Source organism: Exiguobacterium sp. s6 (assembly GCF_018618155.1).
GTDB lineage: Bacteria > Bacillota > Bacilli > Exiguobacteriales > Exiguobacteriaceae > Exiguobacterium > Exiguobacterium mexicanum_A.
In genome coordinates this window covers 997,565-1,022,470 of the sequence record NZ_JACSLN010000001.1, presented here as the reverse complement: position 1 = coordinate 1,022,470, position 24,906 = coordinate 997,565, and the positions used below count along the sequence as shown (strand labels likewise).

The 24,906-nt window shown below is 51.3% G+C and carries 23 protein-coding genes and 2 tRNA genes; 3 read left to right on the top strand and 22 right to left on the bottom strand.

All coding sequences use genetic code 11. The features are described from left to right. Nucleotides 1-102 precede the first annotated feature (102 nt). The 17 genes from KNP75_RS05225 to KNP75_RS05145 form a co-directional block, all read right to left on the bottom strand. Complete coding sequence (locus KNP75_RS05225; RefSeq protein WP_034778040.1) at nucleotides 103-1,059, bottom strand: L-lactate dehydrogenase; 957 nt, start codon at nucleotides 1,057-1,059, stop codon at nucleotides 103-105. A gap of 169 nt (nucleotides 1,060-1,228) precedes the next feature. Continuing rightward, on the bottom strand, nucleotides 1,229-1,999 hold the full coding sequence (locus KNP75_RS05220) for a DUF92 domain-containing protein (protein ID WP_034778042.1): 771 nt from the start codon (nucleotides 1,997-1,999) through the stop codon (nucleotides 1,229-1,231). Further along, nucleotides 1,978-2,532, bottom strand: coding sequence for a 5-formyltetrahydrofolate cyclo-ligase (locus tag KNP75_RS05215; RefSeq protein ID WP_214753110.1), 555 nt, complete (start codon nucleotides 2,530-2,532; stop codon nucleotides 1,978-1,980). The genes KNP75_RS05220 and KNP75_RS05215 overlap by 22 nt, the downstream gene beginning before the upstream one ends. 55 nt (nucleotides 2,533-2,587) lie before the next feature. Further along, the gene (gene rpmG, locus KNP75_RS05210) at nucleotides 2,588-2,752 is read right to left on the bottom strand and encodes a 50S ribosomal protein L33 (RefSeq protein WP_255313299.1); all 165 of its coding nucleotides are present in this window, start codon (nucleotides 2,750-2,752) and stop codon (nucleotides 2,588-2,590) included. Nucleotides 2,753-2,836: 84 nt separating this feature from the next. After that, on the bottom strand, nucleotides 2,837-5,038 hold the full coding sequence (locus KNP75_RS05205) for a 1,4-alpha-glucan branching protein domain-containing protein (protein WP_214753107.1): 2,202 nt from the start codon (nucleotides 5,036-5,038) through the stop codon (nucleotides 2,837-2,839). A 14-nt stretch (nucleotides 5,039-5,052) separates the two neighbouring features. After that, complete coding sequence (locus KNP75_RS05200) at nucleotides 5,053-5,820, bottom strand: DUF4912 domain-containing protein (RefSeq protein ID WP_214763225.1); 768 nt, start codon at nucleotides 5,818-5,820, stop codon at nucleotides 5,053-5,055. 119 nt (nucleotides 5,821-5,939) lie between these two features. After that, complete coding sequence (gene phoU, locus KNP75_RS05195) at nucleotides 5,940-6,602, bottom strand: phosphate signaling complex protein PhoU (RefSeq protein ID WP_034778050.1); 663 nt, start codon at nucleotides 6,600-6,602, stop codon at nucleotides 5,940-5,942. 15 nt (nucleotides 6,603-6,617) lie between these two features. Next, nucleotides 6,618-7,379, bottom strand: a complete 762-nt coding sequence (gene pstB / locus KNP75_RS05190) for a phosphate ABC transporter ATP-binding protein PstB (RefSeq protein WP_052090224.1) — start codon at nucleotides 7,377-7,379, stop codon at nucleotides 6,618-6,620. 103 nt (nucleotides 7,380-7,482) lie between these two features. Next, nucleotides 7,483-8,394 (bottom strand): phosphate ABC transporter permease PstA, encoded by a 912-nt coding sequence (gene pstA, locus KNP75_RS05185; RefSeq protein ID WP_034778052.1) that lies wholly within the window; start codon nucleotides 8,392-8,394, stop codon nucleotides 7,483-7,485. Nucleotide 8,395: 1 nt separating this feature from the next. Next, nucleotides 8,396-9,340 (bottom strand): phosphate ABC transporter permease subunit PstC, encoded by a 945-nt coding sequence (pstC, locus tag KNP75_RS05180; protein WP_138859246.1) that lies wholly within the window; start codon nucleotides 9,338-9,340, stop codon nucleotides 8,396-8,398. Nucleotides 9,341-9,423: 83 nt separating this feature from the next. Then, complete coding sequence (locus tag KNP75_RS05175) at nucleotides 9,424-10,362, bottom strand: PstS family phosphate ABC transporter substrate-binding protein (RefSeq protein ID WP_215189984.1); 939 nt, start codon at nucleotides 10,360-10,362, stop codon at nucleotides 9,424-9,426. 152 nt (nucleotides 10,363-10,514) lie between these two features. Then, nucleotides 10,515-12,572 (bottom strand): peptidoglycan D,D-transpeptidase FtsI family protein, encoded by a 2,058-nt coding sequence (locus KNP75_RS05170; RefSeq protein WP_215189983.1) that lies wholly within the window; start codon nucleotides 12,570-12,572, stop codon nucleotides 10,515-10,517. Nucleotides 12,573-12,737: 165 nt separating this feature from the next. Beyond that, on the bottom strand, nucleotides 12,738-13,346 hold the full coding sequence (locus KNP75_RS05165; protein ID WP_034778058.1) for a superoxide dismutase: 609 nt from the start codon (nucleotides 13,344-13,346) through the stop codon (nucleotides 12,738-12,740). Nucleotides 13,347-13,430: 84 nt separating this feature from the next. Next, nucleotides 13,431-14,900 carry an alpha-amylase gene (locus KNP75_RS05160; RefSeq protein ID WP_215189982.1) on the bottom strand — a complete coding sequence of 490 codons (1,470 nt, stop codon included), beginning with the start codon at nucleotides 14,898-14,900 and terminating at the stop codon, nucleotides 13,431-13,433. A 125-nt stretch (nucleotides 14,901-15,025) separates the two neighbouring features. Further along, nucleotides 15,026-15,099: transfer RNA gene (locus KNP75_RS05155), tRNA-Ile, on the bottom strand. Between the two features lie 4 nt (nucleotides 15,100-15,103). After that, nucleotides 15,104-15,180 (bottom strand) — tRNA-Met (locus tag KNP75_RS05150). A 108-nt stretch (nucleotides 15,181-15,288) separates the two neighbouring features. Beyond that, on the bottom strand, nucleotides 15,289-16,932 hold the full coding sequence (locus KNP75_RS05145) for a Na/Pi cotransporter family protein (protein ID WP_034778062.1): 1,644 nt from the start codon (nucleotides 16,930-16,932) through the stop codon (nucleotides 15,289-15,291). Nucleotides 16,933-17,113: 181 nt separating this feature from the next. Between KNP75_RS05145 and KNP75_RS05140 the strand changes: the two genes are divergently transcribed. Then, complete coding sequence (locus tag KNP75_RS05140) at nucleotides 17,114-17,590, top strand: hypothetical protein (RefSeq protein WP_251128194.1); 477 nt, start codon at nucleotides 17,114-17,116, stop codon at nucleotides 17,588-17,590. Nucleotides 17,591-17,605: 15 nt separating this feature from the next. Here KNP75_RS05140 and KNP75_RS05135 read toward each other — a convergent pair whose 3' ends face one another. After that, on the bottom strand, nucleotides 17,606-19,237 hold the full coding sequence (locus KNP75_RS05135) for a methyl-accepting chemotaxis protein (protein ID WP_251128193.1): 1,632 nt from the start codon (nucleotides 19,235-19,237) through the stop codon (nucleotides 17,606-17,608). 271 nt (nucleotides 19,238-19,508) lie between these two features. On the opposite strand from KNP75_RS05135, the gene ispG reads away from it, so the two are divergent. Beyond that, nucleotides 19,509-20,630, top strand: a complete 1,122-nt coding sequence (ispG, locus tag KNP75_RS05130) for a flavodoxin-dependent (E)-4-hydroxy-3-methylbut-2-enyl-diphosphate synthase (protein ID WP_021065716.1) — start codon at nucleotides 19,509-19,511, stop codon at nucleotides 20,628-20,630. Between the two features lie 71 nt (nucleotides 20,631-20,701). After that, on the top strand, nucleotides 20,702-21,283 hold the full coding sequence (locus tag KNP75_RS05125) for a hypothetical protein (protein WP_233004382.1): 582 nt from the start codon (nucleotides 20,702-20,704) through the stop codon (nucleotides 21,281-21,283). A gap of 31 nt (nucleotides 21,284-21,314) precedes the next feature. On the opposite strand, the gene KNP75_RS05120 is transcribed toward KNP75_RS05125, so the two are convergent. Genes KNP75_RS05120 through KNP75_RS05105 form a run of 4 tightly spaced genes read right to left on the bottom strand, consistent with a single transcriptional unit; the run spans nucleotide 21,315 to nucleotide 24,787 of the window. Further along, entirely contained in the window at nucleotides 21,315-22,712 is a 1,398-nt protein-coding gene (locus tag KNP75_RS05120) for an NAD(P)H-hydrate dehydratase (protein ID WP_215189980.1), read from the bottom strand. Between the two features lie 59 nt (nucleotides 22,713-22,771). After that, entirely contained in the window at nucleotides 22,772-23,182 is a 411-nt protein-coding gene (locus KNP75_RS05115; protein WP_034778069.1) for a Fur family transcriptional regulator, read from the bottom strand. Beyond that, a complete protein-coding gene (locus tag KNP75_RS05110) occupies nucleotides 23,169-24,032 on the bottom strand; it encodes a metal ABC transporter permease (protein ID WP_034778071.1) in 864 nt (287 codons plus the stop codon). Before KNP75_RS05110 ends, KNP75_RS05115 begins: the two co-directional genes overlap by 14 nt. After that, nucleotides 24,029-24,787 (bottom strand): metal ABC transporter ATP-binding protein, encoded by a 759-nt coding sequence (locus KNP75_RS05105; RefSeq protein WP_034778073.1) that lies wholly within the window; start codon nucleotides 24,785-24,787, stop codon nucleotides 24,029-24,031. The genes KNP75_RS05110 and KNP75_RS05105 overlap by 4 nt, the downstream gene beginning before the upstream one ends. Nucleotides 24,788-24,906 lie beyond the last annotated feature (119 nt).

Sequence of the window (24,906 nt, the reverse complement as noted above, 5' to 3'; positions counted from 1 at the left end):
CGACAAAAGAGAGCCTCTATGCAACGTGTCGAGAAGAGCGGATGACAAAAAAACCGTAGCGGCGTTAGCCGGCTACGGTGATGAGCGAAGGATTGCTCGGTTTTATAAGACAGGTTGCATCGTTTTCAAGAGCACTTCTGCCGAATGATGCATCTTTTGTTTTTCTTCTTCTGATAACTCGATTTCCACGACTTGACGGACACCTTGACGGTTGATGATCGCTGGTACCCCGATGTGGATGTCGTTCAAACCGTACTCACCGTCCAAGTGCGCGCCGACCGTCAATAACGTGTTCTCGTTGCGAAGCACGGCTTTGACAAGACGAAGGAGACCAAGACCGATGGCGTAGTACGTCGCCCCTTTACGTTCGATGATATGGTAGGCTGCGTCACGAACGTTGACGTAGATATCTTCGAGGTCTTCCCATGTGTACTCGTCATTCTCTTCAAGCAACTGTTCGACCGATTTTCCGTAAATACGGGCGTTGCTCCATGCCGCGAACTCTGTGTCGCCATGCTCGCCCATAATGTAAGCGTGGCAGTTACGTGGATCGACGTTGAAGTAATCACCGAGCATGTAGCGAAGACGTGACGTATCGAGTACCGTTCCTGAACCGAACACCCGATGCTTCGGTAATCCTGAATATTTCCAAGCCAAGTGGGTCATGATGTCGACCGGGTTTGAGGCGATGATGATGATGCCATCAAAACCAGATGCCATGATGTCCCCAATCATCGACTTCATGATTTTGGCGTTCTTTTCGACGAGGTCGAGACGTGTTTCACCTGGTTTTTGCGGTGCGCCGGCAGTGATGACGACGATATCTGCTGCACCACAGTCTGTGTAGTCTCCTGCCCAGACGCGCATCGGTGAAGAGGCGAACGAGACACCGTGATTCAAGTCCATTGCTTCCCCTTCAGCTTTCGATTTGTTGATATCGATGATCACAAGTTCCTCACAGAGACTAGCTGTCGTCAATTGGTAAGCAAAGCTGGCACCGACCGCTCCGGCCCCGACGAGCGCGACGCGTGTTACTTTAGCATGATTTAATGTTTCCATATTGATTCTCCACCCTTCGAACAATCTGTTTCATGTTTTTGTTTTGTCTGTTACATAAAGATTGTAACATCATTCACAAACACTCACTACAAGGGAAACCGTTTTCAGTTTGGCAATATTGTGACAATATTCACATTCATTTGAAACATCTTCACTGACTGTACTACCCTCATCGCAGCAAGAGGAAACTAATCGCCGCCGCCGAGGCGATCGCCAAAAAGTTGACGGCGTCATTGCCGAGAAAGCGCCAGCCTGAAACGTAAGTCGTCGGCTCGTGATGATGGACTTTCTTCTCGGTCAGCTTACCGCATACACGACAACGAAACTTGCGTTGAACCGTCGCCCCAAGGAGAGTGTCGACAACGCTTCCGGTCAACCCGAGAGCAATCAACAAGCCGGCGAACCGTAAGCTGATATCGATAAATGGCAACGAAGCGACGATAATGACCGTTGCCCCCGCGACCGACATGAACGTCCCGAACGGAGACACCCCGCCACTCGTTCCCGGTTCCACTTCGCGGAACGTCAAAATGGAGCGCGGTTTTTGTTTGGCGAGCACCCCGAACTCAGAGCCCCAAGTGTCGCTCGTCGCCGCCGCAATCGAAGCGATGTACGCGAATAACCAGGCATCGTTCGGTGTAAGCAACATACCGAGCGCCGTCGCCATCCCGATACCACCGTTGGCGAGCACTTGAACGAAGTCACGAGGTCCCGATTTTTCAACGATTTCATCGACAGGCTCTTTGTCGCGGGAACGGTATTTCGAGGCGAGCGATGACGTCGAAAAGAAGACACCGAGCAAATAGAGCCCGAACCAACCAAATCCGTACCCAATGACTGTACCCGTCACGACCGTCAAGACAGCCCCAGAACGGGTCAGTGAGCGCAGACGATAGCCGGCGAAGGCTACCAGACAAGTTACGAGAAAGATGGCGAGCATAGAATCGTTTCCCTTTCCGTCACGATAAATTCGACAGGAATGTCGTGTGGCTCGACCGGGATTTCATCGAGCAGTTGGACGTCATAGGCCAACGAGATGGTGACACCTTCATACGTCGCTAAAAAACGGTCGTAATACCCCCCACCCCAGCCGATCCGATACCCGGATCGGTCAAAGACACGTCCCGGCACGATACAGACGTCAATCGTCCGCGTCGTCGCGACCGTCGTCGGCTCTAAAATACCCATGACGCCCGGCTCAAGGTCTTCGAATGAATGAATTTCATGGAACGTAAGTCCCTGTTTTGTAACTTTCGGCACGAACACCGATTTTCCTGCCTGCCAAGCTAAGCGAATGAGTGGCAACGTATCAATCTCTAAATCGAGGGCGAGCGTGACGGCCACCGTATCCGCCTCTCGCCACGCCTTCAGTTCGGTCAATGTATGTATGATGACGCGGTCCCGGTCCGGTCGGTCGTCGAGTTCACGGATTTGACGATGTACATTTTGCCGGAGTAGTTTCTTTTCAATCACTTCAATTCCCCCTTGTTCAAAAAAAAGGCCGCCACATGAGTGACGGCCAGTCTCATTATTTCACTTCGCGGTAAAGCGTGTGACGACGGAGACGTGGGTTGTATTTGCGCAATTCGAGGCGCTCTGGGTTGTTACGTTTGTTTTTCTTCGTGATGTACGTGCGATCGCCTGTTTCTGTGCAAGCTAGTGTGATTTTAACGCGCATTTCTTTCACTCCCATCTTACTGATGTTGTATCAAGTGCTTTTGCTTTACAGTCTAAGCATACTCAATTATCCTACCAAGTTTTATTTGAAAAAGCAAGGTTATTTCGTGTTCTTTTTCAAACGTTTCTGCCCGTATGGCGAAGCATCGAGCGGCAGGCAGGTTTTTACGTTATCGCCAATCGGATAGCGCATTCCGACTTCCTCGGTCGACAGTTGTTCGCAAATAAAGACCGTATCGGCTTCAGCGAGGATGCTGCTCTCGATTCGATGGATTGCGTCGAACAGTCCGCCGTGTCCATGCGGATTGCGAGTCGTTTCAAATGACAACATAGTTGAGTATAACGGAACTTGTAGTGCTTTCGCAAGTGAACGTGCCGCTGTAATCGTCATCCAATCGAATTGATGGATCGCTTTGAAGGTGACTTTCGAGACAAGCTCATGTGCAAGTTTGACGTAGGCCACGTTTTGAGCCGCAACTTGGTTCATCACATGCTCCAAGAACGGGCTCGTCAGGCGAACGCGGTACACGTGAACACGGTTGTGGCGTTCATATTCCGGCAACCCTTCTTTGAACGGTGTCAAGACGTACACTGTCTCCCCGTCCGCTGCTCGTGCCTCGACCTCGTCGATGACGCGACGACCGAGGTCCCCGACGACGTTGCCTGTATATTCAGGCGTCAAGACGAGGATCGCCTCGTCCTCTTGGCCACGCTCCGTAGTCACATAATAGTCGTGTGGCGACAAGAACGTGTCGATGTCGATGTCCACATCGTCAAGGAACGGATACGCGCGATAATGTTCAGCGAGCAACTCGTCCGATAGCTTGTCTTGATAAAGTGCCGTCTCGAGTTCGGCGAACAATCGCGTATGCTCGCGGAACCGTTCTGCCGCATATTGGGCCGTGGTCTGCCCGTCGAGGATAAACGCCCAGTCACTCGACACAGCGAGTACGTAATGGCGAATGAGTTGGATCAGTGTCCGGTCGACGAGTGGCGACTTGTGACGATAGTCGGCCACGTCTTTGACGAGTTGCGTCTCCATCATGTGTAAGTGACGTAGCATCCATTCGTTGCGTTCGTTGATCCAGACGTCGCCGTACCCTTTACGTCCCCACGTGTTCATCGATACGTGGACCGTCTCGAGGTCTTGGAAGTGACGCTCGAGGAACAAGGCTGGCGTGATTGTCTCGATGCCAAACTCTTCGAGCCGTTCGGCGACTTTCCCGAGGAACTCGGGTCCTTCAAACCACCAGTGTCCGAACAGCTCAGCATCGAACGGTGCCGTCACGAGGAACGGCGGGAACATCTGTCCACCGTGGGCCTCGAGATGCCCTTCGAGCGTCTGTGCGAAATCGAGGGCGTGGTTGTCGATTTGATGTTCGGCCCAGGCGCGGACATAATAGTCTTTCTCATCCGAGTCGCCCGTGATGCGGTGCATCTTCAAGCCCGTATCGAAGCGAATTCCTTCCGGATGCATGAACTTTTCAATATACTCCCAGTCGCGATCGTAGGCGAGGTCACGATAAAACTCGCGATAGTCCGGATGGCCCGGATACCCGATCATCGAGCTCCAGATTTTTCCGGAGATGATTTGGTCACGCGGGAACAAGGCGACGCCATGTGGCGAGTAGACCGGAGCGCCAATGCCTTTCTCCGGCGTCGGATCAGCTTCGAGCAAGGCGTGCTCATCGACGAACGTATAGCGAATCCCTTCTTCATAAAGGATACGGTCGACACCTGGCGTGTAGGCGCATTCCGGTAACCAAATGCCGGTCGGACGGAACCCGTAATGACGTTCGAAACAGTTCAGTCCCGTCCGGATTTCAGCGCGAGCCGCCTGCTCAGTGAACAAGTGCGGGTTGAAGCCGTGCGTCGCCGTACACGTGACCATATCGATGAACCCTTGCTCACGATATGTACGGAACGCATGGTTCAAGTTTTTCTCCCAATGCAGGAACGTTGTTTTCAAATCGTTGTAGCGCCCGCGATAAAAATGGAGCGTCTCAACTTCCTGTTCGCTCCGTCCTTCGGCGAGCTCGATCTCAATCAATTCGAGCATCTCATCCAAGTGTTCCACGTAGCGGTCCTGAACGAGCGGGTCAGCGAGCATCTCGACGACTGGTGGTGAGATGCTGACCGTCCAATGGAGCGGTTTTTGTAGACGGTCGACTTGCCATAAAATCGGGATATAGGTCTCGGAGATGGCTTCATACACCCATCTCTCTTCTAATCGATGTTTCTCTTCATGTCGCACGTACGGAAGGTGGGCATGAAGGACGAGTGAAAAATAACCTGGTTTCATCTAAAAAATCCTCCTCAGCGCACGAATCGGTATGCGGAATATTTTGGTAACGTATCGAGTAATTCAGGAGCCTCGACTTCCCCGTACTGCCAACGGCGCACTGGTTCAGCGAAACGACCGTGCCCGGCCGGCTCAGCTCGTGGCGTGTCAATCGGCGATGTGGCGAGCAGCGGAAGGAATTCCCCTTCCATCGTCCGAATCCCGAACTCAAAGACGTATGTCGTATTCGGGTCGAGCGGACGGACGAACCAACTGTTCGTCATCTCCGGCAATTCGAACGTATACGCCCGGTTCGCATGCCCGCTCGCGTAATCAAGCAATGTGATGTCAAGGATGCGGAACGCTTTCGGCAAGTCTTCCCATGGACGCATAAATTGCATCGAGAGCGTCTCTTTGACGCTGTCCGACACTTCCCAGAAGACGTAGACGGCGTTCGGTGATTGGACGACCGCATGCATCAAATCTTGATCGTAGCGGTCCGGGAGCTTCCAGAACCCTTCTGGACCTTTGTCAAGAAGCGGTGATTGGGCAGGCTCCTCGTGTTGCAGCGTCGAAGCGACCTGCTTCACAGACGAGGCGGGTACTTGCTTCGATTTAGATGTCATTGCTTTCTTCCCTTCAGTCTTTCGTTTTGGTGCGGCTACCGGCTTCGCCGGCTCCCCGTGTTGGGAACGCCATTTACGCCAAGCGTATTGGACTTTCCCGATTGGCATATCTAATTGTTCTGCAATCTGTTTTAACGTCAGTCCTTGTTGTTTCAAGGAAACGATTTTCTCTTCCATATATGTGTGGCTCCCTTCCTAAAAAAAATCCATGTGTTCTACTATTCGCTCCTTATCCGTGAATTCCTGCACAAAAAAAAAGTAAAGAACAACTGGTCTGTTGTTCTTTACCACTCTTGTCACTGATTTAAATCATAATGTTTCCCTTTTTCAAGGAAAATGAGATGTTCTCCGAAATTGGTCACGTGATCACCCATCCGTTCTAAATAACGGGCGATGTTCGAAAACTCATACACGTCGTTCGTTCCAACCGTCATATTCGGAACGAATCCCATGTATTGTTTGATTGTCTGTAAGTTCAAATCATCGATGACTTTATCCATCTCATTCAATTCACGCACCCGGCTGACCTCGCCCTTCCGGTAAGCGCGCGTCGCGAGCTCGAGCATGTCGATCAACTGCTCGGCCATCTGTTTGAGCGGTTTGATGTCGAGGACGTACGGGACGTGCTCGATACGGCCGACGGCTTTGGCGATGTTCGTCGCATAGTCCGCAATCCGCTCAAGGTCCGTCGCCGATTTCATCGTCACGATCAAGCGGCGGAGGTCGGTTGCGACCGGTTGCTGTTTCGCGATCAATAGAATGGCTTCGTCGTTGATTTCGAGCTCGAGGTCGTCAAGCTCATTATCGTTGTCGATGACCGTCTGGGCGAGCTCGAGGTCACGTTTCTCGAGCACCTCGATGGCGGTCGCCGTCTGGCGCATCGTCAAGTTCGCCAAGCGAACGACTTTATCTTCTAATTCGTTTAACTTCATATCAAAGAATGTGCGATTTTGTGCCATGATTGTCTCCCCTTCTTAACCGAACCGGCCAGAAATATAATCTTCAGTCCGTTTATCAGTTGGATTCGAGAAGATTTTGTCGGTCGCATCGAACTCGACAACTTCTCCGTTTAAGAAGAACGCCGTCTTATCCGATACACGAGCCGCTTGTTGCATGTTGTGTGTGACGATGATGATCGAGTACTGCTCTTTCAACTCTTGGACGAGCTCTTCGACTTTAAGCGTCGAAATCGGGTCGAGCGCTGACGTCGGTTCATCCATGAGGATGACGTCCGGTTCGATGGCGAGCGTACGAGCGATACAGAGACGTTGTTGTTGACCACCCGAGAGGCCATAGGCGTTCTCGTTCAAACGATCTTTCACTTCATCCCAGATCGCCGCGCCGCGAAGCGAACGTTCGACGATTTCATCGAGCACTTTCTTGTTTTTGATTCCGTGCGTGCGCGGCCCGTATGCCACGTTGTCATACACAGATTTCGGGAACGGGTTCGGCTGTTGGAATACCATACCGACCGACGTCCGAAGATCTTCGACCCGATAATCGCGGTCAAAGATGTTGCGTCCGTGATAAAGAATCTCACCGTTCGTACGCACCGAAGGGACGAGCTCGACCATCCGGTTCAACGTCTTGATGAACGTCGACTTCCCGCAACCCGACGGACCGATGATGGCCGTCACTTCGTTTTGCTTGATGTCGAGATTGACGTCAATCAACGCCTGATCGTCACCATACCATAAGTTCAAGTTGTTCACGACATAGGCACTGTCTTTCTGCATCACCGTTTCGTTCGGTTGGGTCGTCGTTGTATTCACTTCATGATCTCCTTTGAGTTCTTTTTGTTTCATCATCTCGAGAGTCCTCCTCGTTTACTGCTACGACTTAATGTCGGTTCGTATATTTGTTACGGATATAGATGGCGGCCGAGTTCATGATGATCAACATCGTCATCAAAACGATGATACCGGCAGCGGCCAAGTTTTGGAATTCCGCTTGCGGACGGCTCGTCCAGTTATAGATTTGAATCGGGAGCGCTGTGAAGTCCGAGAACACGCTGCTCGGCGTCGTCGAAATAAACGTCGCCGCTCCGACCATGATCAGCGGAGCCGTCTCGCCAATGGCACGTGATACGGCCAAGATGATCCCTGTGATAATCCCTGGAATCGCCGACGGCAAGACGACGTTGAACGTCGTCTGCCATTTCGAGGCTCCGAGCGCGAGCGATGCGTGACGCAACTCCATTTTGACCGAGCGGAGCGCTTCTTGCGACGCGACGATGACAATCGGTAGACTCATCAGTCCGAGCGTCAAAGCTCCGGCCATAATCGAATTCCCGAGTTCCATGACACGTACAAAAATGGTCAATCCGAGCAAACCGAACACGATTGACGGCACGCCGGCCAAGTTCGAAATGTTCACTTCGATAAACGACGTGATGCGGTTCTTCGGTGCATACTCTTCAAGATAAATCGCGGCACCGACACCGATGACAAACACCATCGGGACGATGAGAAGCATCAACCAAAACGTCCCAATCAAGGCAGGGTACAGCCCGGCCTGTTCAGGACGACGGGATGGGAAGTTGCGGAGGAAATCTAAATTCACCCAGCCGCCACCTTTAGAAACGACGTCATAAATCAACGTCGACAAGACGAGCAGGGCGAAAACGAGCCCCGCTAAGAAGATATATTTAAAAATCTCATTCAATTGAAGACGGCGTTTGATTCGTTGTGAAACCGAATCACGATCCATCAAGTTCTTCGTATTCTTGAACTCACTGTTCGGCAATGCCATATTAGTACTCCTCTCTGAAGCGGCGCGTCACCCAGTTCGCGAATAGGTTCATCACAAGGGTGAAGACGAACAATAGCGCACCGACCGCATAGATACTGTAGTATTCGATTGTCCCGTATCCTGCATCACCTTTGGCGATTTGGACAATATACGCCGTCATCGTTTGAATCGCGTTGAGCGGGTTGAACTCGAAGTTCGGCTGCGACCCACCAGCGATCGTTACGATCATCGTCTCACCGATGGCCCGGCTCATCCCGAGGACGATCGAGGCGATAATCCCTGAGAGCGCGGCTGGCATGACGACTTTGATGGCGACTTCGAGACGTGTCGCGCCAAGACCGAGGGCTCCATCCCGAATCTTTTTCGGTACGGCGCTCATCGAGTCTTCCGAAATAGAAGCGATCATCGGAATAATCATGATTCCGACAACGATCCCCGGGCTGAGTGCGTTATAGATTTGAAGCCCTGGAATCAACGCTTGCAAAATCGGTGTAACGAACGACAAAGCGAAGAATCCGAAGACAATCGTTGGAACGCCAGCGAGCACTTCAAGAATCGGCTTCAAAATGGTGCGGGCACGCTCAGATGCGTACTCGCTCAAATAAATCGCCGATGCCAAACCGAGCGGGACAGCGACAATCATGGCAATGACGGTGATCTGGAGTGTTCCCATGACGAGGGCCCAGACGCCGAACCGTTGATCGGCACTAAGCGGGTACCATTCGGTCGAGCCTAAAAACTCGGCGACCGGTACGCGCTCGAAAAACTTGAACAGTTCAAAACCGAGTGTGAACGCGATGCCGACCGTCGTGACGACCGAAACGAATGCGCTCAAGAATAATAAGAACGGCATGACTTTATCAAACACGTTCGTCGTACTATATTTCTTTTTCTTATTGGCTTCAATCATCTCTCGAATTGACAGCCCTTTGTTTGGTTGATTCATCTCGTGTATCGCTCCCTACCTCTTCATACTAGAAAGCACGGCGAGAAGGCGAGAGCGACTCTCACCTTCTGCCTTCTGCGCTATTACTCGCCAGCGATCTCGTCGATCACTTCAGCGTTCTCATCGTATCGTGCTTGTTCCATTCCGACATATCCGACTTCTTCTGAAAGGGCTGCTGCATTTTCATTCAAGAAGCGCGTGTAGTCAGCGACTTGCGGCTTATCTTTCAACGACGCGTTGTTCACGTATGTGTAGATCTCACGTGAGAGCGGGTATGAAAGATCATTGATTGTGTCAGTCGTCGGCTCAATACCTTCGACGTTCAATGCGCGAAGCGTATCTTTGTTTTCAATGTAATACGCATATCCGAAGAATCCGATCGCACCTTTCGTACCGGCGACACCTGTTACGAGGACGTTATCGTCTTCTGACAATTGTGCGTCTTCGCGGATGTCTGTATCTTCAAGGACTGCTTCGTTGAAGAAGTCGTACGTTCCTGAATCTTTACCAGGTGAGAAGAATGAGATTTCTTCATCCGGCCAGTCTGAACGGACGTCCTTCCATGTCTTCACGTTCGAATCAGTCCACATTTTGTTCAATTCATCAATCGTGATATCTTGGGCCCAATCGTTCTCTGGGTTGACGACGAGCGAGAGACCGTCAAGCGCTACAGCGAGTTGTGTGTACTCAACGCCATTCTTCTCGGCTTCAGCCGCTTCTTCTTCTTTGATTTCACGTGATGCGTTCGAGAAGTCTGTCTCACCAGTGACGAAACGTTTGAATCCGCCACCCGTACCTGAAACCCCGACCGTCACTTCAACGTCTGGCTGTTCAGCTGAGTATTCTTCCGCTACAGCTTCCATGATTGGGAATACGGTAGACGAACCATCCATGACGACTTTACCTGAAAGTCCTTCACCTTCGGCTGCGCCGTTTCCTTCTTCATTGTTTCCACACGCGGCACCGATAATGGCCACCGAAGTGAGTGAAGCGACTAAAGCTGATTTTTTCATCCAAGACATTTCTGACGTCCTCCTTGAGTTTGCTTTGATTTGTGTTGTAGCTTCCTTGCTCTGTCCTACAATTAACATCCTAATAAACTACTATTAACGCGAAATAAACGGAACGTAAAAGAATTGTAAAGACAAAAAAAGAAGCCACCGAAGTGACTTCTTTACTGGAGCTGTGCTTGGACGTCTTCTAAATCAAAGTACGCCTTCATGATGTCGTGCGCGACACGGGTGTTGATCCCTTCCGCCTCGAGGCCTGGCATGATGATGGCCCAAGCGATTTCCGGGTCATCATACGGCGCCCAGCCGACGTGGTTCGAGTTGAGTGTCTTGATCGGTTCCCCGTTCGCGTTGCGCTTCGCTTGACCATCCGGCCCTTCTGCGATCGCTTGAGCGGTACCGGTCTTACCGGCCGCCGTGATTCCTGTCTGTTGCAGGATACGAGACGTTCCGCTCTCGACCCCTTGTCGGAAGCCTTGGCGCGCCCGTTGAATGAATTCATCACGGATGTCGACTTTATTGAGCGCATTCGGTTGGAACGTGCTGACGACTTGCTTGTTCGACTCGTCGAGCGAACCCGGTTCGATGATTTCTTTCAATAGGTGCGGTTGAATCCGGTATCCACCGTTCGCGAGCGTCGACGTATACTGCGCCAATTGAATCGGCGTGTACGAGATGAACTGACCGATCGACATGTCCATGAGGAGCGTGACACGGTCCGGTACACTACGGAATCCGATTGATTCATACGGGAGGTCGATCCCTGTCTCGATTCCGAGCCCGAACTGTTTGTAGTAATGTTCCATCGTATTGAACGCCTCGGTCACGTTGTCGCCGACGATTTGGCCGGTCGAGTAATAATCGGCGAGCCGCAGGGCAATTTGGAACATATAAATGTTCGATGACAAAGCGAGGGCATCCAGGTCGTTGATGTTCCCCATGTTTCGATACGACGACTTGAGTGACGAGCCGATGCGAATCGGCGTGTCATAAATGTATTCACCCGGTTGGATGACTTCTTCTTCAAGGCCGAACGCGACCGTCGCTCCCTTGATCGTCGAGCCGATTTGACTCGCTCGCAGGACCGTCCCGGTCGAGACATCTTTGAATTCGTTCGTTTCATAGTCGAGCTCTTGTCCCGATAGGGCGAGCAGTTCACCCGTCCGCGGGTTCATGACGACGACGAAAGCACGGTCAAAGTGTGGGCTGCCCGAACGGCCGGCTCGAATCGCTTTCTTCAAAATCTCATCGATTTCTTTTTGGAACTCGATGTCGGTCGACAAGATGATATCTTTCCCTGGGTTCCCGCTGACACGAGTCGGTTCTCCGACCGGTTCCCCTTTATACGTCGTAAAGACGTCATAGGCCGGGGTTCCGCGTAGCACGTCCTCATACTGTTGTTCGAGATAAGATGTGCCGACGCGGTCGTTCAAGCCATAGCCTTTCGCTTGATATGAGGCACGTTGCTCGGCAGGGATTTGACGATAACTTCCGAGGAAACTTTGGAACGTCTCACCGAACGGATAATCCCGCTGATAATACGGTTCGACGCTGACGCCAGGGAGCAGTTCCAAGTTTTCTTCAATCAGTGCCATCTCTTTCGGAGACGCCCCGATTTTGATGACTTGCGGGTCGAGGGCGTAACCCGACTCCATGTTATGTTTGATGGCGATGATTTCCTCGGTCGCATCATCGAACGTGATTTCCGCTTCTGTGATCGAATCGAGCAACAGTTGGTCGACATCTTGGTTCGACAAGGCGGCCCGCTCTTCTTCCGGGAGATCGGCCAATAGCTTTTGGACGCGTTCTTGCGAGCGCTCAGGATCGATGGCGATCCAATAATCCTTGCGGTCCCGCTCCGTCACTTTGCGGTCTTTCTCTGGGACGTCGACGATGTCTGCGAGCTTGATGGCGACATCGAGCCGTTCTTCCGTCTTTGTCACTTGCGAACGACGGTACATGACCGAATAGTTTGAGATAGTATCGGCGAGCACTTGCCCGTTCCGGTCGTAAATCTTGCCACGCGGCACCTCGTATTTGATTTTGCTCGATTCCGTCTTTTGCACTTCACGGGCGATCAACTCGCCGTTGACGATTTGAACGACGCCTAAACGAAAAATGAGCGTCGCGAACAAGATGAACACGATGAAAAACAATAAGTTCAATCGCAAGGGCAGGTGGTTGCGCCGTTTCTTCGGCACTTTCACACGGTGTCTGGCCAATTCAGTTGTCTCCTTCCTGACTCGTTCTTTCTATAAGTATAGGTGACGTATATGTCGATGATATTTCTATTTTTAGACTCGATTTTCACTATATCATAATTTGTTTACAAAATAATGAAATGTAGAAAAAATCCCGAGATTCAATAGAATCCCGGGACAGTGTCATTATTTTGCGTCTGCGTAGAGCTTCGCGACGTAATCCCAGTCGATGACATGGAAGAACGCTTGGATGTAATCCGGACGACGGTTTTGGTAGTTCAAGTAGTACGCATGCTCCCAAACGTCAAGACCGAGGATTGGCTGAACGCCTTCCATGATCGGTGAATCTTGGTTTGGTGTCGATGTGACTTCGAGCTTACCATTTTTCACGACGAGCCAAGCCCAACCAGAGCCGAAGCGAGTTGTTGCTGCTTTCGTGAACTCATCTTTGAAGGCATCAAAGCTACCGAACGCCTCATCGATGGCAGAAGCGAGTTCGCCTGTCGGTGCGCCGTTCTCGTTTTTCTTCAACAATTTCCAGAAGAATGAGTGGTTCCAGTGACCGCCACCGTTGTTGCGGACCGCTGTTTGAATGTCAGCAGGAAGCGAATCGATTTTTTGGAGCAAGTCTTCGAGCGAAGAGTATTCCACATCTTTTCCTTCGAGTGCATTGTTCACGTTCGTGACGTAAGTGTTGTGGTGTTTCGTGTGGTGGATTTCCATCGTGCGTGCGTCAATGTGTGGTTCAAGTGCATCGTATGCGTAATCAAGTTGTGGTAATTCAAATTTAGCCATAACTAAAATCCCCCTTAAAATTGGTTTGAACAACGTTCGTTTTAAATGTAACAGATTTGTGACGGCTGACTCAATTGTAATGCCTCACTCGACGTCTTGTTCCGGCAATGCCCATACGGAAATCGATCCTGCCGCCACTTTAAATACCCCTTTTCCGTCTTCGTCAATCTCGACGACCTCATCGACGGTCTGCGTCAAATCAACCCATTTCTCACCGGCTCGTTGTTCGCCGACGAACATCTGCTTCTCAGCTGCTTCGCTGTTCGAAATCACAACAGCACATCCTGAGCGCTCGATATCTTCACTGCCGTGACGGACCCAACCGATGACGTGCTCGTCATCGAAGTAGTCATCTTGCTGGCCGTATGCCTTTTCACGACGGGCATAAAGAAGCGGATCGATCGCCGATTTTTTCCCTTCGGCCGGATGCGGACCGTTGATCCCGTAATAGTCACCGTAGAACACACACGGATAACCGTCTTGGCGAAGCAAGATCAACCCGTAAGCAATCTGTTTGAACCAATCTTCGACCCATGACTCGAGCGCCTCTTCCGGCTGTGAATCGTGGTTGTCGACGAACGTCACCGAATGGAGCGGGTGGGACTGGACGAGCGTGTCGTCAAAGATGGTCCGCATATCGAACGATTCTCCTTCGGTCGAGGCGCGTTGCAAGTTGTAATGGAGCGGCACGTCGAACAAGTCGACATGATAGTCAATGTTGTCGAGGAACTCACGGCATGCCTCGAGCTCTGACTTCCAAAACTCACCGACCAAATAGAAGTTCTCACCTTTTTCAGCTTTCATCGTCTGACTGAACTCTTTGACGAAATCATAGTTGATGTGTTTAATCGCGTCGAGTCGGAACCCGTCACACTTCGTCTCTTCGATAAACCATTTGCCCCAGCTGAGTACCTCTTCCTTCACTTCTGGGTGATGATAGTCGATATTGGCGAACATCAAATAGTCATAGACGCCGAACTCGTCGTCGACGTTATCGTTCCACTTCTTATTCTCACCCATGATGAAGAAGATGCCGCTCTTGTCGTTCGCAGCGTCATAATCCGTCCCGTTGAAATGATGGAAGTTCCATTTAAATGAAGAGTATTTATCTTTGCGGCCTTCAAAATCGAATTTCGTCCATCCTTCGATCTCGAACGGCTCTTCTGAAAGTACGTTCGTACGGTCCTCCGGGTCGACCTCGAGCACATCGAACTTCTCGGTCGCATCGGCACCGGCTTTATGGTTCAAGACGACATCCATATAAATCTGCATGCCGAGCTCTTGCGCGTGTTTTGTCGCCTCGAGCAGTTCTTGTTTCGTCCCGTATTTAGTTGCGACGGTTCCTTTTTGGTCAAACTCTCCTAAATCATACAAATCGTACACGCCATATCCCGTATCCTCGTCGCTCTGGCCTTTCGTGACCGGCGGCAACCATAATGCGGTGATTCCAGCTTCATTCAACTCGGAAGCCCGTTCTTTCAATCGCTTCCAATGCTTCTGGTCAGCCGGGACGTGCCATTCAAAAAATTGCATCATCGTATGATTTCGTTCCATCTCGCTTCGCCTCATTTCATATTTTTCAAAAAACAAAATGCTAACGGATATTTACCCAGGACTTCGGATTTGAAAACTAAAAATGAAAACAAAAAAACAGCTTTCATCTGAAAGCTGTTCACAAATGGACCCTGTAGGACTTGAACCTACGACCGGACGGTTATGAGCCGTCTGCTCTAACCAGCTGAGCTAAGGGTCCTAATTGGTAGCGGCGGAGGGAGTCGAACCCACGACCTCACGGGTATGAACCGTACGCTCTAGCCAGCTGAGCTACACCGCCACGTTGTTATACAGTAATAATATACTGAATGCAGGCGTGACTGTCAATCAAAAGTCACATCTATACAAAAAGTCCCTCTGGCTCAACCGAGCCAGAGGGACTTTTTGATTAAACGATTCCTTCGTTTGCATCTTCAAGCGTGATTTCTGTGATGTTCATCGCGTGGTCACCGATGCGCTCCAAGTTCGAGAGCATATCGACGAAGAACATCCCGGCTTGACCGTCACACTCGCCTGTGTTCAAGCGGACGACGTGATTTTTACGGAATTGACGTTCAAGCATGTCGAGTTTCGCTTCCATCTCGATGACTTGACGAGCTTCGACCATGTCGCCGCTCGCAAGCGTTTGAAGCGACTTCTCAAGCGTGGAACGAGTCAAATCGTACATCTCCGTCAACTCTTTTTGAGCGTCGGCCGAGAGATTGACGCGCGTTGCCGTCTTATAGTCGATCAACTCGATGATGTTCTCGACGTGATCACCGATGCGTTCAATATCATTGATCGCATGCATGAGTGTCTTGTGTTCTTGTGATTCTTGTTCTGTCAAATCGACAGCGGCAAGCTTCACGAGGTAATCCGTGATTTTTGAGTTGAGTGAGTTGAGCGCGTCTTCGATGTGCGCCGACTTCTCAGCATGTTTCTTATCACCAGTTGCCATATATTTGCGTGCTTCATCGAGACCAAGTTTTGCGAAATCGCCCATGCGGATGACTTCATATTTAGCTTGCTCGACAGCAATTGATGGCGACTGTTGGATGAAGATTGGATCCAAGTGCTGTGCTTTCGTATCGACGATTGAATCTTCCCCTGGTACGAATTTCGTCACGATCCATGCGATCGTTCCGATGAACCAGAACTGGATGAACGTGTTGACGACGTTGAACGTCCCGTGAGCGAAAGCGATTTGCATCTTGTCTTCGATTGCTAAGAGATCTGTGACCCAGTAGATATACTGCGTGAACGGAATCAACAAGATCATGAAAATTGTTGTTCCAATCAAGTTAAAGATAACGTGCGCTGCTGCTGCACGACGGGCCGCGACCGAAGCACCAATCGAAGCAAGAATCGCCGTGATCGTCGTACCGATGTTATCCCCGAACAAGACCGGGAGTGCCGCGTCGAGTTGAATCGATCCACCAGAGTACAATTCTTGCAAGATTCCGATCGTCGCTGATGATGATTGGACGATGACCGTGAAGACCGTACCGACGACGACACCGAGGAACGGGTTGTCACTCATCGATTGCGTCAAGTCGATGAAGTATTCGCTCGAACGGAGCGGCTTCATCCCGCTGCCCATGAGTTCAAGACCGTAGAACAGCATCCCGAACCCGAAGAAGATTTGACCTAAGTGTTGCAACTTCTCTTTTTTAAAGAAGAACAGAAGAATCGCACCGATAGCGATAATCGGCAATGCATAGGCGCCGACGTCGAAACCGATGATGAACGCCGTCACCGTCGTTCCGATGTTCGCTCCCATGATGACCCCGATTGCTTGACGGAGTGTCATGAAGCCGGCACTGACGAGACCGACCGTGATGACCGTCGTACCTGACGATGATTGAATTAAGACCGTTACAATGATCCCGGCTAGTACTCCGAGGAACGGATTCGATGTATACTTATCAAGGATGTCGCGCAGGCGGTTACCTGCTGACTTTTGGAGGCCGTCTCCCATCGATTTGATACCGAAGAGGAAGATTCCTAATCCTCCAAAAAACATGAATAACATTTCTTGCAAATTGTATTCCACGATTTTTGTACTCCTTTTGATTGTGAATTAGTTGTGTTTGCTTGGTTTTTATTGCCCTACTCATTATGCCCGCATCACCCATTCGATGTAAACAGGTTTAATGTTAAGGTTTTATTAAACCACTGTATGATTTACGTGTGTTTTACTAGATTTGTACTATAACAGATTGGAGTTAGATTTTATGCTCAAAACAACGTCACAGTTTCTCCGCCATAGCCTCTTCCCGTCCAAGCAGGCGTTACGGTTGCGCCTCGCCCCACTCCACGCCTATATGTTGGCGAGTCTCGTCTTGACGGTTGTGGTCACGTTGCTCGATTACATCGTATTACAGCCCGATTTCTTTTGGCCGATGTGGATCTTTTTACATGGCTTCGCCATCCTCTTCTTCTATATGGGGTTCGTCGCGCTCAGTGCCCTTCTCGTCCAACTCGCCACAAAATGGCGCACTAAGAAAACGTGGCCGTATCGCCAGGCTTGGCCGTACGCAGTCGCGATGACGATGCTTCCAGTCCTCCTCCTGGTTATGTTGTACCATGCCGCACCTCCATTGACTTGGCTCGGAGTTCTCTTATCCCTCGTCTATTTGATTGTTCCGTTGCGTCATATCCCCGTCAAATCAAAGTCATTAAACAAGCCGGACAACGCACGTTTGCGTTGAACCGGCTTTCTATCGTTATAACGTCGGTGCCAAATCAGATAATACGGTTTGAAGCCGTTGACTTTGTTTGCCTAAGTCGACCCCTGCGCCTTGTAACGTCTGTTGCACGTCCGACCAACCCTCGACGCCTTCATATAATTCGTCTAATTTACGTTCGAGTGCCACGCCGACTTCTTTTAATTGCTCATTCGCTTCCGCCATATGTAGTAGTTGATGTCCGGTGGCCGTCGTTTGCTCGGTGATGGATTGGAACTGCGTCATTTGTCTTCTCATTTCCTGGTCAATGGTTTCAATCCCGCCTTCAACCCGGCGCAACGTCTCGCCTAAATAAAGGATATCTTCTTCGAAGCGTTTCATCTCATGGAAAATCTCGTCCCGCTCCAAGCGAATGGCTTCGATGGCAGCCACGGCCGACAGTGTCGATTCGTTCGTTACTTTCGCCAACTGGCCGACCTCATGGGCGACGACGGAAAATCCTTTGCCGTGTTCTCCAGCCCGTGCCGCTTCAATCGAGGCATTGAGTGCCAACATCTTCGTCGCAGCCGCGACAGACAAAATCTTCTGAAGTGCGTCATCCGCCTGTTCAGACGTCGCTTCACTTTCTAGCAACCGGTTCTGAACCGCACTCGCTTTTCTTGCGAATCGCTCGCTGGCTCCTTTGACAGTCGAGAATGATTCAATCTCTGTCTTAATCGTCTGTTTCAACGCCTCGGCCCGCTGATCAACCGAACCGATCTCTTGTTCGAGCGAACGGACGTGTCCCGCCAAATCTGTAAAGCGGTGCGTCGATTCGTTCGTGATCGACTGATAAGACTGACTCGTCGACGCGACGGTCGCGGCAACTTGTTTGAACCCTGTCACTTGCTCTTGATTCGCATCAAGTTGTTGCATGAAGACCGGTAGACTCGATTCGAAAGCGGTCGAGGTCTCGAGCATCGTCAACAACGAACGTTTCCATAGCCCGATAAACGTGTTGTACTCTCGTTCCAAACTTCGCATTTCAAACGATTTTGCGTGAAGTTCAACCTCTGAGAACGAACGCGTGGCGACTGATTCGCGAAGCCGGACCGCAAATGCCGTCAACGGCTTGATTTCACGCCGAATCATGAACGAGAATAAGCCAATCATCATAACGAGCATGACCGTGATTGCGACGAGAACAAGTTCTCTTAAATTCCACATCGTGCCGAGCACCGACTGTTTCATGACGACAATCGCATAATGGGCTTTCAACTCGGGAATCGGTGCCGTAACGATAAACACGTCTTTTTGTTCGCTGACACTCACATCGTTCGATATGATGTCGGCCATACGATTCATGAACCGATCCTCGACTTGTCGACCGCTCAATTGCTCGACTTCTGTGTCGCGCAATAAATATTGACTCGCTTCTAGACCATCCGCCGATAGAATGGAAGCCTGTTGCATATACATCGACTTCAACGCCCGATTCAACACTTTTTCATTCGCGACGTACGCCCCATACGTCGTCTTGACCGTTTCGCGGACGACGGTCGCTTCACGATGTAGCCGTTTCTCAACCTCGCTCGTCAACAACTGCTCCGCTTTCAAAGCGAACCAGCCGAACACGGTTAAAAACAGGACGAGCATGACCGGCATCAACGTCCATAGCAAACGTTGACTCATTTTTCTCTCCGGCTGATGATTCCTACTCCATATTCGTTTCATTCGTTCCAACATCATACATTCCACCTTTTCAGACGTCATTTCTTTGAATATATCGGTCCTGAGACGGTGGAAAATTATGAAGCATCTGTTAAGATAACGTTAGCGTTTCGTAAGAGCACACCGATCAAGCGCTTGCCGGGTGCTTTTTCACAAACATTTCGTTATGATAATAAGGAAACCACTCATCTTAAATCGATTGGAACCTTTCCAAAAGAAGGAGATTACGTATATGTCAGAAATTTTGCATCGTTCATTAACCCGTCCGATCCGTGTCGGTAACCTCATCATCGGTGGATCCAATGAAGTCGTCATCCAGTCGATGACGACAACAAAAACTCATGACGTCGAAGCAACCGTCGCTGAGATTTTACGTCTCGAAGAAGCGGGCTGCCAAGTCGTCCGCGTCGCTTGTCCTGACGAGCGTGCGGCTGACGCCCTCGCTGAAATCAAGAGCCGCATCAATATCCCGCTCGTCGTCGATATTCACTTTGACTATAAACTGGCGCTCAAAGCCATCGAGAGCGGTGTCGATAAGATCCGCATCAACCCGGGTAACATCGGTCGCCGCGAGAAAGTTGAAGCGGTCGTCAACGCTGCTAAAGCAAAAGGTATCCCGATTCGAATCGGTGTCAACGCCGGCTCGCTCGAAAAGCAGTTTCTCGAGAAATATGGTTACCCGACGGCCCAAGGGATGGTCGAGAGTGCCATGCACCACGTCAAGATTTTGGAAGATCTCGGCTTCTATAACACGATCATCTCGCTCAAGGCGTCTGACGTAAACCTCGCCCTCGAAGCATACACGCTCGCGGCCAAGACGTTTGACTACCCGCTCCACGTCGGGATCACCGAGTCGGGTCCTCTCTTCTCAGGCTCACTCAAGTCAGCAGCTGGCCTCGGTGCGATTCTCTCGCTCGGTATCGGTTCGACGGTCCGCGTCTCGTTATCGGACGATCCGGTCGAAGAAATCAAAGTTGCCAAAGAAGTGCTCAAATCGTTTGGTCTCGCGGCTAACGCAGCGACACTCATCTCATGCCCAACATGTGGTCGCATTGAAATCGACTTGATTTCGATCGCCAAAGAAGTCGAGGAGTATATCCAAAACATCAACGTCAACATTAAAGTTGCCGTTCTCGGCTGTGCAGTAAACGGACCAGGGGAAGCCCGTGAAGCCGATATCGGGATCGCCGGCGCCCGCAACGAAGGCCTTCTCTTCCGTCACGGGAAAATCATCCGGAAAGTACCGGAAGCCACGATGGTCGAAGAATTGAAAAAAGAAATCGACGCCATCGTCGCCGAAAAATTGGCCGCACGTGAACTCGAAGAGCAAGAGCTCGCCAACCAATCTAACTAATCCTTTGCCCGCTCGGTTGCAACCGAGCGGGCTTTTGGTACAATAAGGGTTATGAGCAAGGAGGGACGAATATGCACATTGGAATTGACCTCGACGGAACCGTCACGGATCCGCAAAGTTGTTTTCATTATATGAACGATGCGCTCGGATACGCCATCGATTATCATCAGGCGACCGAATACGAGCTGCACACTTATACAGATATGACACAAGAGGCGTTTTGGCGCTTCATGATTGAACAAGGTCATGAGGAAGCGATTTATCGTCGCTCACTTCCGCATTCCGAAGTGAACGCCGTCTTATGGAATATGCGCAAGTCGCACCGCCTCCATTACGTCACGGCCCGGAGCGAGGCCGTGCGCGCCGTTACCGAGGAGTGGATTCGACAGCATGAACTCCCACTCGACTCCCTCATCATGACGGGGAGTCATGACAAGGTCGGTGTCGTCAAACAGCTCGACCTCGACTTGTTTATGGAAGACCGCTATGAGAACGCGATCTCCATCCATGAACAGACGTCGATTCCGGTGCTGTTGTTCGACGCCCCGTATAATCGTAAGCCGTTGCCGACCGGCGTGAAACGCATCTCCACGTGGAGCGAGGCCCAGCACATCGTGCGTCACATCGAGACGACAAATTCAATCACCATCTAAAAAAGAGGAATCCACTCGGGATTCCTCTTTTTTAGATGCGTCCAATCGCTTCGATGACATCGGTCGCGAGCACGCTCGCCGGATGAACCTGTTCGCTCGCCTTTCTCGCCGCGAGCGCATGCCAGAGAACCGCTTGCTCATTCGGGGACTTGTCGGCATGGATTCGGTCCGTTCTCGCCCATAACGCGAGCAACATCCCCGTCAACACGTCCCCACTACCACCTTTCGCGAGCGCTGAAGCCTCGACCGTATTGACCGCCCCGGTACCATCCGGATTGACGATGAGGGTAAACGTCCCTTTCAAGATGAGATGGACCCCGTGCGTCCTCGCAAATTCTGAGGCAACCTGAAATCGATTCGCTTCGATCTCGTCGACTGATTTATCGATCAAGCGCGCCAGTTCACCCGGATGCGGTGTCAGCGTGAGCGGGCCAGATGCCTCGAGGCGCTCTTTCGTCAGCGCTCCGGCATCGACGATGAGCGGCGCGCTCACGTTGCTGATGAGTGCCCACACTCGCTTGAGACGCTCGTCATCGATGAGGCCAGGACCGATCGCCGTGGCAGCGTAGTCCTTGTCCGGTAACTCGTCGATGTCGTAATACATTGCCTCCGGCAAACTCGAGGCGAGCGCGAGCGCCTCATGCGGGATGGCCAGATCGAGCAGACCGACTCCCGTCCGGAGCGCCGACCGCGCCGCCAAGAACGGGGCGCCGATCAAATGACGACTTCCGCCAATCAAGCGACCGTGCCCATACGTATTTTTATGACTATAGGAATCCCGTTCGAGTAGGTTACGGTCAAAGTCTGATTCCGTCAGCACGCGCCATCTTGACGTATGCGGCAGTCCGATCTCAACGACCTCGACCTTGCCGTAATACGGCGCAGTCCGTTTTAAAAACGCGCTTCGCTTATAGCCGTGGAGCGAGAAAGTGACTTCTGCCTCGACCGCGTGCCCGTCAAAGTTGATTGCGTCGTCACTCGGGACTCCGGACGGGACATCGATTGCCACAACGGGTGCTTGTTGCTCGCGTATCCATGTGATCACGTCACGAGCCTTACCCGTGACCGGACCATGGAAACCGACTCCGAACAATGCATCGATGACGTGATCGGCGTCTTGCGGCTCATCGCTGACCGTGACAAACTGTCGCGCGTACTGTGCATGCCTGCTGCCTTCTGTCGATTTCGGTTCACCGAACGGGGCATAGACAGTGACGGCATGACCTCGTTGCGCCAATTCGCGCGCCACGACCCAACCGTCTCCCCCATTGTTGCCCGCTCCACAGACGACGAGGACGGACGTTCTCGACTTGAAGGTAAGACGTGCCGCCAAGGCCGAGGCCGCCCGCTCCATCAAGACGTCAGCCGGCATGCCATGTCGGAGCGCTGTCTCATCGGCCTGCTTGATTTCAGCTGCCGTGTAAATCATTCCGACTCCCCCTTTCGTGATTCGACAAAAAAGGGATTGCATGAACAATCCCTTTTTGGTCACTTACATTGTTTACAATACCCATAAATCTCAAATTTATGATCGACGACTTCAAAATCAGGGTCGAGCGTCTCGACGTAGCGCATCGGACAGAGTTCGAGCAACTTCGTCTTACCACAACCTCGACAAATGAGATGGTGATGGTGATGATTCGATCCGCAGGTGACACGGAACGCTTTTTCCCCGTTCAACTCGGTCGCCTCGAGCAGACCTTCTTCGGCGAACGATTTCAAGTTGCGGTACACCGTGTCAAAACTCATCGTCGGATGCTTTGAACGCATATAATCGAGGACGTCTTTCGCACTGACATAGCGTTCTTCCGCTGCGAGAAAGGCAAACATCTCGATCCGTTTCGGCGTCACTTTGAGCGACGAGGACTGCAAGCGGGCCAACTGTTCAGTTTCCTTCATAGCGAACCTCCTTTTTCCGGGCGATCCCGAATCGCTCGGCCAACATGACGACGGCCAAAATCAAGACGGCGAGCAAAACGATGACACCGCCTGGGGCGACATCAAGTTCATAGGCGAGCACGAGCCCACCGATTGTCGCGACCTCACCGAAGACGATCGACCAAAGAATCGTCTGTTTAAAGCTGTTTGTGAACCGGAGTGCAGCCGCGACCGGTAACGTAATGAGACTCGATACGAGAAGCGTACCGACGATGCGCATGCTGACGGCGATGACGAGTGCGACGACGAACATGAACAACACATGCAACATCGTGCTCGGCAAGCCGGACACTTTGGCTTGTTCCTCATCGAACGACAAGAACAACAGCTGTTTATAAAACATGACGATGACGAGCAAGGTGATACCGGCCACCGCCAAAATCAACCAAATATCCGACAGGCTGACCGCAGAAATCGATCCGAACAACAGCGTCGATAAATCAATTGAAAATCCACGCGATAGCGAGATGAAGATGGCACTAAGCCCCATCCCTGCCGACATCATGATGGGAATCGACAACTCTTGGAAGTGCACATATTTCCCGCGAAGCCAGTTCAGCCCGAGTGCTGCGAGGACGGATACGAGCGTCCCGAGGTAAAGCGGGTTCAACTCGTTGAACAGTAAAACGTACTGTCCGAGAAATAGACTGAACGATATTCCGGCAAGCGTCATGTGGGATAGCGCGTCGGCAATCAGGCTCATCCGTCTGACGACGACAAATGAGCCGATGAGCGGTGCGGTGAACCCGATGACGACGGCTGCGATGAACGCATAACGTAAAAAGCTGTACGTAAACAGATCCGCAATCATGACGTACCTTCATGGACGAGCACTTTGACCGGATATGGCTTGATCGCGGTCAATTCGCCGAGTTCACTATATTCTTTCAATCCACAGTTGCACGCCATCCGTCCGTGGTCGAGATGGACGACTTTCGTGACGAGGTCGGTGACGACGTTCAAGTCATGGGTGACCAGAATGAACGTACATGTCGTATGTTCACGCAACAGATGAAGCACTTCGTAGAAGTCGCGCAAATGCTTCTGGTCGACGCCGACCGTCGGCTCATCCAAGATCAGCAGGTCCGGCTGATTGACGATGGCCCGGGCGATAAAGACGCGCTGTTGTTGCCCACCAGACAAGCTACCGATCTTCCGATGCCGGAACTGCCACATGTTGACTGTCTCAAGGGCGTTTTGAATGGCCGCCTTATCCTCGATGTTCAAACGCTTGAACAAACCGAGCCGTCCATAGCGGCCCATGGCAACGACTTCCTCGACCGTCACCGGAAAACCCGAGTTAAACGATGCCGCTTTTTGGGAAACGTAACTGATACGGGACTTGTCTTTGAACTGGCCTTGAGGGCGTCCAAACAGTTCCACTGTCCCGGTTTGTGGGGATAACAGTCCGAGAATCGTTCGAATCAATGTCGATTTCCCGGATCCGTTCTCCCCGACGACAGCAACGAAGTCGCCTTGTTTGATATCGATGGACACGTCCTGTAGCGCGGCGGTCCCATCGTAGTGATAGGAAACATGATTTAATTTTACGACGGATGTCGTCATAAGCTACCCTTCTCTCGTGTTATAAATCGTAATCGTTTCTACTTGCTTGGCGTCTGTATTATACAGAATATCAGGCGAGGCTTCAAGTATGAGGCGATGAGAGAGGATGGTCGGTCCGT